General features: G+C 72.0%; 13 protein-coding genes. 5 read left to right on the top strand and 8 right to left on the bottom strand.

Annotated elements, in window-relative coordinates; all coding sequences use genetic code 11:
• Positions 1 to 73 precede the first annotated feature (73 nt).
• The 5 genes from ACWD6P_RS23630 to ACWD6P_RS23610 all read right to left on the bottom strand — a co-directional run bounded on the left by ACWD6P_RS23630 (position 74) and on the right by ACWD6P_RS23610 (position 4,981).
• Positions 74 to 997, bottom strand: coding sequence for a thioredoxin domain-containing protein (locus ACWD6P_RS23630; RefSeq protein ID WP_451446139.1), 924 nt, complete (start codon positions 995 to 997; stop codon positions 74 to 76).
• 41 nt (positions 998 to 1,038) lie between these two features.
• Positions 1,039 to 1,788: a hypothetical protein gene (locus ACWD6P_RS23625; protein ID WP_451446138.1), complete on the bottom strand. Its 750-nt coding sequence runs from the start codon at positions 1,786 to 1,788 to the stop codon at positions 1,039 to 1,041.
• Positions 1,789 to 1,877: 89 nt separating this feature from the next.
• Positions 1,878 to 2,735: a thioredoxin domain-containing protein gene (locus ACWD6P_RS23620; protein ID WP_451446137.1), complete on the bottom strand. Its 858-nt coding sequence runs from the start codon at positions 2,733 to 2,735 to the stop codon at positions 1,878 to 1,880.
• Positions 2,736 to 2,847: 112 nt separating this feature from the next.
• Positions 2,848 to 3,507, bottom strand: a complete 660-nt coding sequence (locus tag ACWD6P_RS23615) for a hypothetical protein (RefSeq protein WP_451446136.1) — start codon at positions 3,505 to 3,507, stop codon at positions 2,848 to 2,850.
• 121 nt (positions 3,508 to 3,628) lie between these two features.
• Positions 3,629 to 4,981 carry a DUF2252 domain-containing protein gene (locus tag ACWD6P_RS23610; RefSeq protein WP_451446135.1) on the bottom strand — a complete coding sequence of 451 codons (1,353 nt, stop codon included), beginning with the start codon at positions 4,979 to 4,981 and terminating at the stop codon, positions 3,629 to 3,631.
• A gap of 248 nt (positions 4,982 to 5,229) precedes the next feature.
• Between ACWD6P_RS23610 and dnaE the strand changes: the two genes are divergently transcribed.
• A complete protein-coding gene (dnaE, locus tag ACWD6P_RS23605; protein ID WP_451446134.1) occupies positions 5,230 to 8,772 on the top strand; it encodes a DNA polymerase III subunit alpha in 3,543 nt (1,180 codons plus the stop codon).
• Positions 8,773 to 8,853: 81 nt separating this feature from the next.
• Here dnaE and ACWD6P_RS23600 read toward each other — a convergent pair whose 3' ends face one another.
• A complete protein-coding gene (locus tag ACWD6P_RS23600) occupies positions 8,854 to 9,027 on the bottom strand; it encodes a hypothetical protein (RefSeq protein ID WP_451446133.1) in 174 nt (57 codons plus the stop codon).
• 272 nt (positions 9,028 to 9,299) lie between these two features.
• On the opposite strand from ACWD6P_RS23600, the gene ACWD6P_RS23595 reads away from it, so the two are divergent.
• The 4 genes from ACWD6P_RS23595 (at position 9,300) to ACWD6P_RS23580 (ending at position 13,443) form a co-directional block, all read left to right on the top strand.
• Positions 9,300 to 10,571, top strand: a complete 1,272-nt coding sequence (locus tag ACWD6P_RS23595) for an NYN domain-containing protein (RefSeq protein ID WP_451446132.1) — start codon at positions 9,300 to 9,302, stop codon at positions 10,569 to 10,571.
• 73 nt (positions 10,572 to 10,644) lie between these two features.
• Positions 10,645 to 11,655, top strand: coding sequence for an ABC transporter ATP-binding protein (locus tag ACWD6P_RS23590; protein ID WP_451446131.1), 1,011 nt, complete (start codon positions 10,645 to 10,647; stop codon positions 11,653 to 11,655).
• 199 nt (positions 11,656 to 11,854) lie between these two features.
• The gene (locus ACWD6P_RS23585; protein WP_451446130.1) at positions 11,855 to 12,679 is read left to right on the top strand and encodes an ABC transporter permease; all 825 of its coding nucleotides are present in this window, start codon (positions 11,855 to 11,857) and stop codon (positions 12,677 to 12,679) included.
• 68 nt (positions 12,680 to 12,747) lie between these two features.
• Positions 12,748 to 13,443: an ABC transporter permease gene (locus ACWD6P_RS23580; RefSeq protein WP_451446129.1), complete on the top strand. Its 696-nt coding sequence runs from the start codon at positions 12,748 to 12,750 to the stop codon at positions 13,441 to 13,443.
• A gap of 53 nt (positions 13,444 to 13,496) precedes the next feature.
• Here ACWD6P_RS23580 and ybaK read toward each other — a convergent pair whose 3' ends face one another.
• Both ybaK and ACWD6P_RS23570 read right to left on the bottom strand, forming a co-directional pair.
• Positions 13,497 to 13,991: a Cys-tRNA(Pro) deacylase gene (gene ybaK, locus ACWD6P_RS23575; RefSeq protein ID WP_451446128.1), complete on the bottom strand. Its 495-nt coding sequence runs from the start codon at positions 13,989 to 13,991 to the stop codon at positions 13,497 to 13,499.
• Between the two features lie 17 nt (positions 13,992 to 14,008).
• Complete coding sequence (locus ACWD6P_RS23570) at positions 14,009 to 14,746, bottom strand: LON peptidase substrate-binding domain-containing protein (protein WP_451446127.1); 738 nt, start codon at positions 14,744 to 14,746, stop codon at positions 14,009 to 14,011.
• Positions 14,747 to 14,982 lie beyond the last annotated feature (236 nt).

The raw sequence follows: 14,982 nt of genomic DNA, 5'->3' as shown, positions 1-14,982 counted from the left end.
GGCCGGTAACGGACAACGGGAGGGCGATGCACGGGAATCCCGAGAATTCGCCTCCCCGTTGTCCGTAATCCGCTCAGCGGGTGGCCGACGGGTCCTTTTCGCCCTCGCGGATGCCCTTTCCGCCTCCCTGGCCGGAGCCCTTTCCGGCGCCCGTCCCCTTCGCCGGCCCGAACTCCTTGTCGATCATCTTCCGGAAGTTCTCCAGGGCGAGCCGGTTGTACTGCGCCTGCGTCATCCGGCGCTGCGGGATCTGGTCCATCACCAGCTTCTTGCCGCCGTGCAGGAAGGTCGGCGTGCCCTTGACGCCCTTGCGGCCGAACAGCGCGGTCATGTCCATCGTCCAGCGGTCGTAGGTGCCCTTCCTGACCGCCGTCGCGAACGCCTTGTTGTTCTTCAGCTCCGGCACCTCACCGGCGGCCTTGAGCAGCTCGGAGTCCTTGGCGTAGAGGTCCTCGCGCTCGTCGGGGTGGTACTTGGTGGAGTACAGCGCCGCCTTGTACTTCAAGAAGGCCTCCGGGCTGACGTTCAGCGCCGCGCCCAGCGCGCTCAGCGCGTTCTTGGAGCCCTCGCCGCCCGCGTTGTCGTCGATGAAGGTGTACATCGTGAAGCGGACCCGGTACCGGCCGTCCTCGATGTCCTTGAGCAGCGCCTCGCCGCTGCTCTGCTCGAAGGCCGCGCACGCCGGGCAGCGGACGTCCTCGAAGACCTCCAGGGTCTCCTTGGCCTTCGGGTCGCCGATCAGGATCTCGGTGTGGTCCTTGCCCTGGGTGTGCGCCGGCGCGACGGGCTTGGCCTCCTTGGCGGCCTCCCAGCCCTTCGGCTCGTTGGCCTTCACCACGGCGAAGCCGATGCCGCCGGCCACGGCCAGGATGCCGACGACCGAGCCTGCCACGACGAGTTGGCGGCGCAGCCGCTCCTGCTTCTTCTGCCGCTCGCGCTCGGCACGGATGCGCTCGCGGGCGGCCTGCTTGCTGGCCTGGCTGTTGCGGTTGCTCATGGGGGGTCCCGTCCTTGGGGGTGGTCGGCTCGTGCGGAATGTCAGACGGCGGCGGGGCGGTGGCAGAACCGCGCGCGCTCTGGGGGCGGCGGGGGAGGGCCGCGGCGCCGTACGCAGCGCATGAGGAAGGGGAGCGGGCGGGCCGGCCGGGGCGGGCGCGTCGGGCACAGGTGCCGGCGGGGCGGGGCGGCCGCGGCGCCGGCCACCGCGGCGGCGGTCCGCAGCGGGCGGAAGGCGGCGGTCGCGGCCGCCCGCAGCAGGGCGTCCAGGGCGGCGTCGCCGCGGTGCAGCCAGCAGGCGGCGAGCAGACCGACCGCGAGGTGGGCCGCGAGCAGCAGCCAGGGCACGGCCGCCGGCAGGGCCGACGGCAGCGGGGAGCCCGGGTGCGCGGCGATCCGTGCCAGCGGGGCGCCCAACTCGCCGTGCCCGCACAGCAGATGGACGCCGAACGAGCGCAGCGGACCGGTGAGCGGGCCGCCGGCCGGGCCGTAACAGGTGTGCTGCCCGGCGGTGAAGACGGTGTCCGCGGCCAGCTCCAGCGGCACCAGCCACGCGGCGATGCGGCAAAAGCCCCGTTGTTCGCGGCCCATCAGGGCATGGGCGGCCGAGAAGACACCGGCACAGACCGCGACGAGCGCGGCGGGAGGCAGAGGGGCGTGCGAGAGCAGCACATGGGAGGCGGCGGACAGGGTGGCGCACAGCGCGGTGAACAGCGCCGCCCGCACCACCCTCAGCTCGGCCCCCGGCGCGCCCGCGGGCCGGGCACCCGGGCGCACTTCCCTCGCCCGCATGGGCGGGAGTCTGCCATGTGCACGCCACCGGGCGGAGTCAAGATTCGGCATCGGCCGGCGCGCGGCGGCGCGCCGGCCGGGCGGTCAGATCACTTCTTCAGGTTCTGGTCGACCAGGGAGTTGTAGGCGGCCACGGTCGACGGCGCCGCCTTGCCCTGCGGGGTGTCGGTGCCGATGACGGTGTCGTTGACCTTCACCGTCGGGGTGTTGGTGACGTCCTTGTGCGAGTTGAACTCGCCGGAGACCTCCAGCGCCCAGCGGTCGTACGTGCCGGCCTTGACCGCCTTCTGGAAGGCGGCGTTGCCCTTGAGTGCCGGGACGGTGTCGGCGACCTTGACCAGGTAGGCGTCGTCGGCGAACTTGTCCGGGCCGGTCTCCTCCGGGTGGAACTCCTTGGAGAACAGCGCGTACTTGTACTTCAGGAAGGCTTCCGGGCTGACGTTCAGGGCGGCGCCCAGCGCGGACACCGCGTTCTTGGAGCCGGTGCCCCTGAGGTTGTTGTCGAGGAACGTGCCCAGGTGGTAGGCCGCCTTGTACTTGCCGTCCTTGATGTCCTTCTCGACGGTCGCGCCGACGTTCTGCTCGAAGTTGGCGCAGCCGGGGCAGCGCGGGTCCTCGAAGAGGCTGACGGTGTTCTTGGCGTCCTTCTTGCCGATGACGATGGTGGTGCCCTGGGCGCCGCTGGTGTTGGCGGGCTTGACGAGCTTGGCCTTCGCGGCCTTCGCCCACGCGCTGTCGCCGGCCGCGGCCTTCTCCGCCGTGGACTCGCCGCCGCCCAGGTTGGCGATGGCCACTCCGATACCGCCGGCGATCGCCAGCACGCCGACGATCGCACCGCCGACGATCAGCTGCCGGCGGACCCGGTCCTTCTTCGCCTGCCGCTCGCGCTCGGCGCGCAGCCGCTCGCGGGCCGCCTGCTTGTTTGCCTGGCTGTTGCGGTTGCTCATGACTGTTCCTGCTCCGTGGAGTTCCGTGGGTGGGGTGCGTGCTGCCGAAGGCGTACGCGCGCAAGGCGCCGGCGTACGCGCGCTGCGCGGGGCCGGGTGCGGGACCGGGCGGTTACGCAGCGAGCGCGCAGGGCGGCCCACGCCGCACGACGCAGTGCACCAGCAGGGGGACGGCACGGGCCGGGCGGACGGCCCGTACGGGGGCGGGCGCCCGGGGACCTGGGGCGGCCGTGGCGCCGATCACCGCGACGGCGATCAGCAGCGGGCGGAAGGCGCAGCCGGCCACCGCGCCCAGCACCTGGACCAGCGCGGCCTCGCCGCGGCGCAGCCAGCCGGCCGCCAGCAGCCCGGTCGCCAGATGCGCCGCGAGCAGCAGCAGCCAGGTCGCGGCGGGCGCGGCGGCGTCCTCGGACAGCCGCGCCAGGGGCCCGCCGACCTCGCCACCGCCGCAGAGCAGATCCACTCCCAGCGAGCGCAGCGGGCCCGCCACCGGGCCGCCGGCCCCGCCGTAACAGGTGTGCTGGCCGATGCTGAAGACCAGGTCGGCGGCGAGCTCCAGGGGGAGCAGCAGGGCCGCGATCCGCCAGTAGCCGCGCTCGCGGCCGGCCAGCGCGTAGGCGAGCGCGAAGACGGCGGCACAGAGCGCGGCGACGGTGGTCAGCGGCAGCGGCATCCGGGACAGCAGCACATGGGACGCCGCGGACAGCGTCACGCACAGCGCCGTGAAGAGCGCCGCGCGCAGTGCCCGCAGGTGTGCCGCCGAGATGTCCATTGCTGCTGAGTGTGCCATGGGCCGGGGTAAGTGGCGGCTAAGAGGGACCGAAGTCCTGCATAACGGCAGAATTTCGGCGCAGGGCACGCGCCGGCGCCCTGTTCCTCCGGCCGCCTCGCCCCTACAGGCCGGGGATCCGCCCGTTGCGGAAGAGGTCCACGAAGATCTGGTGGTCGGCGCGGGCCCGGGCGCCGTACGCGTGCGCGAAGTCCACCAGCAGCGGCGCGAAGCCCTCCTCGTCGGCCGCGATGGCCGCGTCGATGGCCCGCTCGGTCGAGAACGGCACGAGGGAGTGGCCGCTCTCGTCGTCCGCCGCGGCGTGCATCGTGGCCGTCGCCCGGCCCAGGTCGGCGACGACCGCGGCGATCTCCTCCGGGTCGTCGATGTCCGACCAGTCCAGATCGACCGCGTACGGGGAGATCTCGGCGACCAGCTGGCCCGCGCCGTCCAGCTCGGTCCAGCCCAGCCACGGGTCGGCGTGGTCCTGCAGGGCCCGCTGCGAGATGACCGTGCGGTGGCCCTCGTGCTGGAAGTAGCCGCGGACCGCGGGGTCGGTGACGTGCCGGGAGACGGCCGGGGTCTGGGCCTGCTTCATGTAGATCACCACATCGTTCTCCAGGGCGTCGCTGTTGCCCTCCAGAAGGATGTTGTACGACGGCAGCCCCGCCGAGCCGATGCCGATGCCGCGCCGGCCCACCACGTCCTTGACCCGGTAGGAGTCCGGGCGGTCCAGGCTCGACTCCGGCAGCGTCTCCAGATAGCCGTCGAAGGCGGCGAGCACCTTGTAGCGGGTCGCCGCGTCCAGCTCGACGCTGCCGCCGCCCGCCGCGAAGCGCCGCTCGAAGTCGCGGATCTCGGTCATCGAGTCCAGCAGGGCGAACCGGGTCAGCGAGCGGGCGTCGCGCAGCGCGTCCAGCAGCGGGCCCTCGGAGGTGTCCAGCGTGAAGGGCGGCACCTCGTCGTCCTTGGCCCCGGTGGCCAGCGCGTGGATCCGCTCCCGGTAGGCGGCCGCGTACGTCCGCACCAGGCCGGTGATCTGCTCGTCGCTGAGCGCCTTGGCGTAGCCGACCAGCGCGACCGAGGCGGCGAACCGCTTGAGGTCCCAGGTGAACGGGCCGACGTAGGCCTCGTCGAAGTCGTTGACGTTGAAGATCAGCCGACCGGTGGAGTCCATGTAGGTGCCGAAGTTCTCGGCGTGCAGATCGCCGTGGATCCACACCCGGCCGGTCCGCTCGTCCAGATACGGGCCGCCGTCCTGGCCCCCGTCCAGCGCGGCCTGCGCCTCCAGGTCGCGGTAGAACAGGCACGCCGTGCCCCGGTAGAAGGCGAACGCGGAGGCGGCCATCTTGCGGAACTTCACGCGGAAGGCCGCGGGGTCGGCGGCGAGCAGCTCTCCGAAGGCGGTGTCGAAGACGGCGAGGATCTCCTCGCCGCGCTGCGCGGCGTCCTGCGCCGGGGCGTGCTGGGACGGCATCGCTGGGTGCCTCCTGAAGTGCGGGAAGTGGTACGAGAAGCCGTGGCGGACCGCCGGCCGGCGGGCGTCGCGGGTCTGCCACGGTCAACGGGCGGGAGCGTGTTCGAGTGCCCGCTGACAACGGGTGAGGTTACGCCCGAGGCGCCCGCGGTTGTCAGTGGGGAGTCGTAGACTTCAAAACCGTCTCACCCTCCCCAGCCGCCGCTGGGATGTGCCAGCCGACTCATGTTTTCCGGAGGTCCTCCGCCGTGGCAAAGCCGCCGTTCACGCACCTGCATGTCCACACCCAGTACTCGCTGCTGGACGGTGCGGCGCGGCTGTCGGACATGTTCAAGGCGGCCAACGACATGGGCATGACGCATATCGCCATGTCCGACCACGGCAACCTCCACGGCGCCTACGACTTCTTCCACTCGGCGAAGAAGGCGGGGGTGACGCCGATCATCGGCATCGAGGCGTATGTCGCCCCCGAGTCGCGGCGCAACAAGCGCAAGATCCAGTGGGGCCAGCCGCATCAGAAGCGCGACGACGTCTCCGGTTCGGGTGGTTACACCCACAAGACGATCTGGGCGGCCAACAAGACCGGTCTGCACAACCTCTTCCGCCTCTCCTCGGACGCGTACGCCGAGGGCTGGCTGCAGAAGTGGCCGCGGATGGACAAGGAGACCATCGCCCAGTGGTCCGAGGGCCTGATCGCCTCCACCGGCTGCCCGTCCGGTGAGCTGCAGACCCGGCTGCGGCTGGGGCAGTACGACGAGGCGCGCAAGGCCGCGGGCGAGTACCAGGACATCTTCGGCAAGGACCGGTACTTCCTGGAGCTGATGGACCACGGCATCGAGATCGAGCGCCGGGTCCGCGACGACCTCCTCAAGATCGGCAAGGAACTCGGCATCCCGCCGCTGGTCACCAACGACTCGCACTACACCTACGCCCACGAGTCCACGGCCCATGACGCGCTGCTGTGCATCCAGACGGGCAAGAACCTCTCCGACCCGGACCGCTTCCGCTTCGACGGCACGGGCTACTACCTCAAGTCCACCGAGGAGATGTACGCCATCGACTCCTCGGACGCCTGGCAGGAGGGCTGCGCCAACACCCGCCTGGTCGCCGAGCAGGTCGACATCACCGGGATGTTCGAAAAGCGCGACCTGATGCCGAAGTTCGACATCCCCGAGGGCTTCACGGAGGTCACCTGGTTCCAGGAGGAGGTCCGGCGCGGCATGGGCCGCCGCTACCCGGGCGGCGTCCCCGAGGACCGCCAGAAGCAGGCCGAGTACGAGATGGACGTCATCATCCAGATGGGGTTCCCCGGCTACTTCCTCGTCGTCGCCGACTTCATCATGTGGGCCAAGAACAACGGCATCGCGGTCGGCCCCGGCCGTGGTTCCGCGGCCGGTTCGATCGTGGCGTACGCCATGGGCATCACCGACCTCGACCCGATCGAGCACGGGCTGATCTTCGAGCGGTTCCTCAACCCCGAGCGCGTGTCCATGCCCGATGTCGACATCGACTTCGACGAGCGCAGGCGCGTCGAAGTGATCCGGTACGTCACGGAGAAGTACGGCGCCGACAAGGTCGCCATGATCGGCACCTACGGCAAGATCAAGGCCAAGAACGCCATCAAGGACTCCGCCCGCGTCCTGGGCTACCCGTACGCGATGGGCGACCGCCTCACCAAGGCCATGCCCGCCGACGTCCTCGGCAAGGGCATCGACCTCGACGGCATCACCAACCCCAGCCACCCGCGCTACAGCGAGGCGGGCGAGATCCGGTCGATGTACGAGAACGAACCGGATGTGAAGAAGGTCATCGACACCGCCAAGGGCGTCGAGGGCCTGGTCCGGCAGATGGGTGTGCACGCGGCCGGCGTCATCATGTCCAGCGAGACCATCACCGACCACGCCCCGGTCTGGGTGCGGCACACCGACGGCGTCACGATCACGCAGTGGGACTACCCGCAGTGCGAGTCGCTGGGCCTGCTGAAGATGGACTTCCTGGGCCTGCGCAACCTGACCATCATGGACGACGCCGTCAAGATGGTGAAGGCCAACAAGGGCGTCGAGCTGGAGCTGCTCTCCGTCCCCCTGGACGACCCCAAGACCTACGAGATGCTCTGCCGCGGTGACACGCTCGGCGTCTTCCAGTTCGACGGCGGCCCGATGCGGTCGCTGCTGCGGCTGATGAAGCCCGACAACTTCGAGGACATCTCCGCCGTCTCGGCCCTGTACCGCCCGGGCCCGATGGGCATGGACTCGCACACCAACTACGCGCTGCGCAAGAACGGCCTCCAGGAGATCACCCCGATCCACAAGGAGCTGGAGGAGCCCCTCAAGGAGGTCCTCGGCCTCACCTACGGCCTGATCGTCTACCAGGAGCAGGTGCAGAAGGCCGCCCAGATCATCGCCGGGTACTCGCTCGGCGAGGCCGACATCCTCCGCCGCGTCATGGGCAAGAAGAAGCCCGAGGAGCTGGCGAAGAACTTCGGCATCTTCCAGGCCGGCGCCCGCAAGAACGGCTTCTCGGACGAGGCGATCCAGGCCCTGTGGGACGTCCTGGTCCCGTTCGCCGGCTACGCCTTCAACAAGGCGCACTCCTCCGCGTACGGCCTGGTCACGTACTGGACCGCCTACCTCAAGGCGAACTACCCGGCCGAGTACATGTCCGCGCTGCTGACCTCCGTGCGCGACGACAAGGACAAGTCGGCGGTCTATCTGAACGAGTGCCGGCGCATGGGCATCAAGGTGCTGCCGCCGAACGTCAACGAGTCCGAGGCGAACTTCGCCGCCCAGGGCGACGACGTCATCCTCTTCGGCCTCACCGCGGTCCGCAACGTCGGCCAGAACGTCGTCGACTCGATCATCCGCTGCCGCAAGGCCAAGGGGAAGTACGCCTCCTTCCCCGACTACCTCGACAAGGTCGACGCGGTGGTCTGCAACAAGCGCACCACCGAATCGCTGATCAAGGCCGGCGCGTTCGACGAGATGGGCCACACCCGCAAGGGCCTGACGGCGCACTACGAATCGATGATCGACAACGTCGTCCAGGTCAAGCGCAAGGAGGCGGAGGGGCAGTTCGACCTCTTCGGCGGCATGGGCGACGACAGCGCCGACGACGGGCCCGGCTTCGGTCTGGACGTCGAGTTCTCGGACGTGGAGTGGGACAAGACCTACCTCCTCGCCCAGGAGCGCGAGATGCTCGGTCTCTACGTCTCCGACCACCCGCTCTTCGGCCTGGAACACGTGCTGTCCGACAAGGCCGACGCCGCCATCGCCCAGCTCACCGGCGGCGACTACTCCGACGGCTCGATCGTCACCATCGGCGGCATCATCTCCGGCCTGCAGCGCAAGATGACCAAGCAGGGCAACGCCTGGGCGATCGCCACCGTCGAGGACCTGGCCGGCTCCATCGACTGCATGTTCTTCCCCGCGACCTACCAGCTGGTGTCCACCCAACTCGTCGAGGACACCGTGGTGTTCGTCAAGGGCCGCCTCGACAAGCGCGAGGACATCCCGCGGCTGGTCGCCATGGAGATGATGGTCCCCGACCTCTCCGAGGCGGGCACCAACGCCCCGGTGACGATCACCATCCCGACGGTCAAGGTCACCCCGCCGATGGTCGAGAAGCTCGGCGAGGTGCTCAGCAGCCACCGCGGCTCCACGGAGGTGCGGATCAAGCTGCAGGGGGCGCGCAAGACCACGGTGCTGCGGCTGGACCGGCATCGGGTCACGCCCGACCCGTCGTTGTTCGGCGACCTCAAGGTGCTGCTCGGTCCGTCCTGCCTGGCGGGCTGAGTCCGCGGCAGACGGCCGCCGCGCGCTGCCCGAGGGGCGCGTCCTCGATGGACGCGCCCCTCAACTCGTCTTCAACGCAGGTCAGTTGTGGCCGAAGCGGCGCTCGCGGTTCTTGCGGGCGAGGTCTCCGGGGGTGACTCCGGTGGACTTCGACTGCGCCTCCATGGCCGACTTCTGGGCGTCCTGCTGGCTGCGCTCGGCCGCGGATGCCGCCTTCTGCTGCTGACTGCGGTTCTGCTTCTTGTCCTTGGCCATGACCGTTGCCTCCTGAGGGGGAATCTGGGATCGGGGCCTGGACCAGACTTACACGTCGGACAGAAGCCCGCATTTCAGGCAATTACCCTGTGTGATGCGGCCGATCACGCGCTGTACTCAAGATCCCCGCCGAATCCGCCACGCCGATGATCGAGTTCGGGCAGATAACGCCCGTACGGTCGGGCAGACTCGAAGCAAGCCGAAGGGAACTCGTGCCACGGGCCGAGCGGGGGGCGACCGGACTTTCAGCACCTCAGGGAAGAGGGTGGAACGTGGATCGCTGCGTCGTCCTGGTGGACGCCGGGTATTTGCTCGGCGCCGCCGCGAGTCTGCTCGCCGGAGAGCCCGCCCGTTCCCGGATCACCGTCGATCACGCCGCCCTCATCCAGGGCCTGCGCCAGCGCGCCGAGGCGGACACCGAACGCCCGCTGCTGCGGATCTACTGGTTCGACGGCGCCCCCGACCGCGTCCCGCAGCCCGAGCACCGCAGACTGCGCGTGATGCCCCGGGTCACCGTCCGGCTGGGCGCCCTGACCCGCAGCGACGGCCGCTGGGCGCAGAAGGGCGTGGACGCCGCCATGCACGCCGAGCTGACCGAGCTCGCCCGCAACCGCGCCTGCTCCGACATCGTCCTGGTCACCGGCGACGGCGATCTGCTGCCCGGCCTGATGTCGGCGAAGGAACACGGCGTCGCCGTCCACCTGTGGGCCGTACAGGCCGCCGACGGCGACTACAACCAGTCCGAGGACCTGGTCGCCGAGGCCGATGAGAGACGGGTGCTGGACCGCGCCTGGATCACCCGCGCGGTGCGCGCCAAGGAGCTCGGCGGACCCTGCGCCCCGCCGCCGGTACCCCGCCCCGAGATCGCCGCGATCCTCTCCGCACCGCTGCCCGAGTCCGCGGTCGCGGCCGCCGCGGCCGCCGCCTCCGGCCCGGATCCGGCCGACCGGGCGCACGAGCGCAACGGCTCCAACGGGGCGGGGCCCGCGGCCGGCGTCGACGGTGACGGGCAGGCCGCCGCCGAGCCGGGCGCCACCGCCGGGCGGGGCGTCCCCACCCCCAAGGACCTGGCCGGGCTCGGCCGGGACCGCGCGGCCGGCCAGCAGTCCCAGCCCGCGGCGAGCGCCACACTGCGCTGGTCGTCCGACAAGGGCTGGGTCGAGCGCGGCGGCCCGGTCGGCGAACCCTCCGAGACCGCGGGACTGCCCACCCTCGCCCAGCTCACCAGCGCCGAGCAGCGCTGGGCCGACCGCGAGGAGGACATCACCGCCGTCAGCGGCGACCCCTTCGAGGTCGGCCAGGTCTTCGCCCGCCGCTGGACCGAGCGGCTCTCCGACCCGGCGCATCTGCAGCAGCTGTCGACGGAGTACCCGCGCATCCCGCACCGCATCGACGGCGAACTGCTGCGCTACGCCGCCCGTTTCGGGCTGCTCGCCCACAAGGACGACCAGATCGACGAGCACGACCGCTATGCGATCCGGGCCGGATTCTGGCGCGAGGTCGATCTGCGCACGGCCGCCGAGCACGCGCCGATCGGCGACTGACGCCCGCCGTCCGGCTCGCCCGCCGGTGCCCCGCGGGCCGGGGGCGGGCCGAGGACGCGTACCCTCGTAGCTCGTGAGGACGGGCGCAAAACAGGCGGAGCGCGGCGTGCCGGTGTGCGCCGTGCGGGACCTGGTCAAGACGTACCCCGCGGTGCGCGGGCGCCGCGGGGCGGCACAGGCGCCCGCCGTACGGGCCAACGACGGCATCACCCTGGACGTGCGCCGCGGCGAGATCTTCGGACTGCTCGGCCCCAACGGCGCCGGCAAGTCCACCCTGGTGCGCCAGCTGACCGGACTGCTGCGCCCGGACTCCGGCAGCATCGCCGTACTCGGCCACGACCTGGTGCGCCACCCCGAGCGGGCCGCCCGGCTCCTCGGCTACCTGGGGCAGGAGTCCACCGCGCTGGACGAGATGACGGTCGCCCTCGCCGTGGAGACCACCGGCCGGCTGCGCGGCCTGGGGGCCCGCGAGGCACGCGCCGAGCGGGACGCGGTGATCGACGAGCTGGGCCTGGCGGAGATCGCCGGCCGGGCGCTGAAGAAGCTGTCCGGCGGGCAGCGGCGGCTGGCCTGCGTGGCCACCGCGCTGATCGGCGAGCGGCCGCTGCTGGTGCTGGACGAGCCGACCACCGGCATGGACCCGGTCGCCCGGCGCGCCGTCTGGGCCGCGGTGGACCGGCGCCGGGCCGAGCGCGGGGTCACGGTGGTGCTGGTGACCCACAACGTCCTGGAGGCCGAGAGCGTGCTCGACCGGGTCGCGGTGATCGACCGGGGCCGGGTCATCGCCTGCGACACGCCCGGCGGGCTGAAGGACATGGTGAGCGACGAGGTACGGCTGGAACTGGTCTGGCGCGACCGCCCCCCGCTGGACGTCCCCGAGGTCGCCGCCCTCGAAGCCGCCGCCCGCACCTCCGGCCGCCGCTGGACCCTCCGCCTCCCCGCCGACCGGGCCCGCTCCGCCGTGGCCGCGGTGACCGCGGGCCCCGCCTTCGCGGCCCTCGACGACTTCACACTCGCCACGCCCAGCCTGGAGGACGTGTACCTGGCGCTGGGCGGGCGGGGCGAAGGGCTGGTCAAGGCGTGAGCGGACGCGGCTGGCGGCCGGGGGTCCGGGGGTTGTCCCCCGGAGGATTGCAGTCTGGCCCTGGGCGGGCGGGGCGAAGGGCTGGTCAAGGCGTGAGTGGACGTATCGGGCACCGCGGAGGTGCCGGGCGCGGTGAACACCGCGGGACCGGCGGACGTATCGAGTGCTGCACGGGCAGCGAGGAAGGCCGGGTGGCGGTGTGAGTGTGGTTCCCGCGCAGGCGGTGGCCGGGGCGGCCCCGGGCGCCGCGGCGTGGTCCGAGGACGGGGCCGCCCCGCTGGCGCCGCGCGCCCGCCTGCTGCCCGCGCTCGGCGCCGTCTACCGCGCCCAGCTCTCCCGGGCCCGGGTCGCACGGATCCCGCTGCTGTTCGTCGCCACCTTCCAGTCCATCGGGATCATGGTCCTGCTGCGCGGGGTGGTCGACGACGGCGAGGCGGCGCGGTCCGTGGTCTCCGGCTCCAGCGTGCTGGTCGTCGCCTTCGTGGCGCTCAACCTGCTCGCCCAGTACTTCGGCCAGCTACGGGCCGGCGGCGGGCTCGACCACTACGCGACGCTGCCGGTCCCGCCGGCCGCCGTGGTGCTCGGTGCGGCCGCCGCCTACGCCTCCTTCACCGTGCCCGGGACGATCGTCACCGCCGTCACCGGCTGTGTGCTCTTCCAGCTGCCGATGGCCCACCTCTGGGTGCTGGCCGCCGTGCTCCCGCTGGCCGGCGCCGCGCTGGCCGGCCTCGGCGCGGCCCTCGGACTGCTCGCACCGCGCCCCGAACTCGCCACGCTCTGCGGCCAGTTGGGCATGTCGGCGGCGCTGCTGCTGGGGGTGCTGCCGGCCGGGCGGATGCCCGAGGTGGTCGGCTGGACCCGCGATCTGCTGCCCTCGACCTACGGCGTGGAGGCGCTGGCGCGCAGCTTCGACCCGCACCCCGACTGGGCGATGGTCGCCGCCGACCTGGGCGTCTGCGCGGCCGTCGGTGTGCTCTCGCTGGCCATCGCGACCTGGGCGTACCGCAGGGCGGCGACCCGGTGACCGGTGCCGTCGGCCCGAACGGGCGTCCTGCTTCCGGTCCCCCCGGCCCCACCTGGCACGATGACGGGGTGACCGCACCGCTGACGCCATCCGGAAACCAACCGCCCGAAGAGCCGCAGTACCCGCAGGCCGCGCCCGCGCCCCTGCACGCCGCCGCCGGCGACGACGGCCCGGGCCGTCCCGAGCTGCTGCGCGAGCTGCGCGAGGGCGTGGTGATCGCGCTCGTGGTCGCGGTGAGCGGCGTGCTGCTCGGCGTGCTGTGGAACTGGCTCGCGCCGCACGTCGGGCTGGTCTCGGACGCCCGCAACGTCTATCTGAAGAACACCGAGGGGGAGGAGGCGATCGGCGCGGACGGCACCTTCGTGCTGCTCTCCCTGGCCTTCGGGGTGCTCAGCGCGGCCGTGGTCTTCCTCTTCCGCCGGCGCGGCGGGATCCCGCTGGTCGTGGCGCTGGTCCTGGGCGGGCTGCTCGGCGCGGGCCTGGGCTGGCTGACCGGCATGTGGCTGGGCCCCACCCCGGACGTGGTCGCGCACGCCAGGCAGGTCGGCCCCGGTGTGACCTTCGAGGGCCCGCTGCGGCTGCAGGCGAAGGGCGCGCTGCTGGCCTGGCCGATCGCCGCGATGCTCACGCAGCTGGCGCTGACCGGTCTCTTCGGCCCCCGCGACCCGGAGCCGCCGGCGCCGGACTGGTCCGGACTCCACGACCCGTACGGCCACCCCGGCGGGCAGGACCACCACGGGCCGCAGCCGCCGACGACGGCCTGACCCGCGACACCGGCGGCCGGGGCGGCCGCGCACCGGCCGCCCCGCGCAGGCCCTCAGCCGCGCGCGATCGGCGCCACCCGGGCGCCGGTCAGCGCCACCAGATCCGCCGGCGCCAGCTCGACCTCCAGCCCCCGCCGCCCCGCCGAGACACACACCGTCGGCCGGCCCTCGGCCGAGGCGTCCACGACCGTACGCAGCCGCTTGCGCTGCCCCAGCGGCGAGATCCCGCCGAGGACATAACCGGTACTGCGCTCGGCCGCCGCCGGATCGGCCATCGCGGCCCGCTTGCCGCCCACCGCGGCCGCCAGCGCCTTGAGGTCCAAGGACCCCGACACCGGCACCACGGCGACCGTCAAGGTGCCGTCGACATCCGCCAGCAGCGTCTTGAACACCTGGTCGGCCGGGATGCCGAGGGCCTCGGCGGCCTCCGCGCCGTACGAGGGAGCGGCCGGATCGTGCTCATAGGCGTGCACCGTGAACGGGACACCGGACGCGGTGAGCGCCACCGTCGCGGGCGTACCACCGGACTTCTTGGGCTTCTTCGCCAACGTCTTCGTGCCTTGCGTCAGTTGGGGCTGGTCGGCTGCCGGGTGAGATCCACGGCGGGCAGCGACGGGAGCTTACCGAGCAGCGCCGACTCCTGGCGAAGGACTTTCAGCTCCTGTCCCAGGCGGCCGGCGGTGTCGGGCGCCTCCAGCAGCCGCTGCTTGGCGGGGACGTCCAGCACGGCCGCGGCCGCGACGAGGTACGACAGCACCGACGGATCGGCCGGCAGGTCCTGCCCGCTCGACAGCGTCCGCTCGTTCGCCCAGGCCAGCCGCTTCTGGTACGTACGGAAGGCCCGTACGACCCCGGAGGCGAGCGCGCCCGCGCCCTCCCCCTGGTCCTCCTCCAGCTCCTCCAGCTCGCCCGTCAGATACGGCCCGGAGGTGTCCACCGACAGCAGCCGGAAGCGGGTGGTGCCGGTGGCCAGGACCTCGTAGCCGGAGTCCTCGGCGGACGACTTCGGCCGGATGGTCGCCGCGTCCGCGATGCAGCCCACCGAGTGGAACGCCTGCAGCGGATCGTCGCCGAAGCCCGCCGCGGGGCCGCCCTCGGACGGCAGCGTGGCGTCCGGCATGCCCTGGGCGGTGGGCGCCACCTCCCGGCCGTCGCGGATCGCGATCACCGCGAAGCGGCGCTCCTCCTCGGGCGCCGCGCTCAGGTCGCGCATCATCGCCCGGTACCGCGCCTCGAAGACGTTCAGCGGGAGTACGAGCCCCGGGAACAGCACCGAGTTCAGCGGGAAGAGGGGGAGGCGCATGAGTCGTAGCCTAAACGCTGCGCTCGGCTTGCTTTCTATGTGGGCCGATGTTGTTGGCCGTTCCGCTGCGCCTTGGCTGGCTGCCCACGTTTTCGGCTTTCCCGCCGTGGGGGTTGCGCGTGGTTCGCCTGCGGCGGGCGGTGCCGCTGCGCGGGGCTGTTCGGCTGCCGGTGACGGTCCTCCGGGGTAGGGGTTTCGGACTGCTTCGCTTTACGTCCGAAACCCCTACCCCTCCG

Source organism: Streptomyces sp. NPDC002446 (genome assembly GCF_053595675.1).
The sequence above is the reverse complement of the archived record's forward strand: the minus strand, read 5'-3'. Positions and strand labels throughout refer to the sequence as shown.

Bases quoted from the DNA above. Each gene is read 5' to 3' on its own strand.
- ACWD6P_RS23615 (WP_451446136.1), bottom strand. From the start codon at position 3,507: ATGGACATCTCGGCGGCACACCTGCGGGCACTGCGCGCGGCGCTCTTC.
- ACWD6P_RS23625 (WP_451446138.1), bottom strand. From the start codon at position 1,788: ATGCGGGCGAGGGAAGTGCGCCCGGGTGCCCGGCCCGCGGGCGCGCCG.
- ACWD6P_RS23630 (WP_451446139.1), bottom strand. From the start codon at position 997: ATGAGCAACCGCAACAGCCAGGCCAGCAAGCAGGCCGCCCGCGAGCGC.
- ACWD6P_RS23620 (WP_451446137.1), bottom strand. From the start codon at position 2,735: ATGAGCAACCGCAACAGCCAGGCAAACAAGCAGGCGGCCCGCGAGCGG.
- ACWD6P_RS23570 (WP_451446127.1), bottom strand. From the start codon at position 14,746: ATGCGCCTCCCCCTCTTCCCGCTGAACTCGGTGCTGTTCCCGGGGCTC.
- ACWD6P_RS23600 (WP_451446133.1), bottom strand. From the start codon at position 9,027: ATGGCCAAGGACAAGAAGCAGAACCGCAGTCAGCAGCAGAAGGCGGCA.
- ACWD6P_RS23610 (WP_451446135.1), bottom strand. From the start codon at position 4,981: ATGCCGTCCCAGCACGCCCCGGCGCAGGACGCCGCGCAGCGCGGCGAG.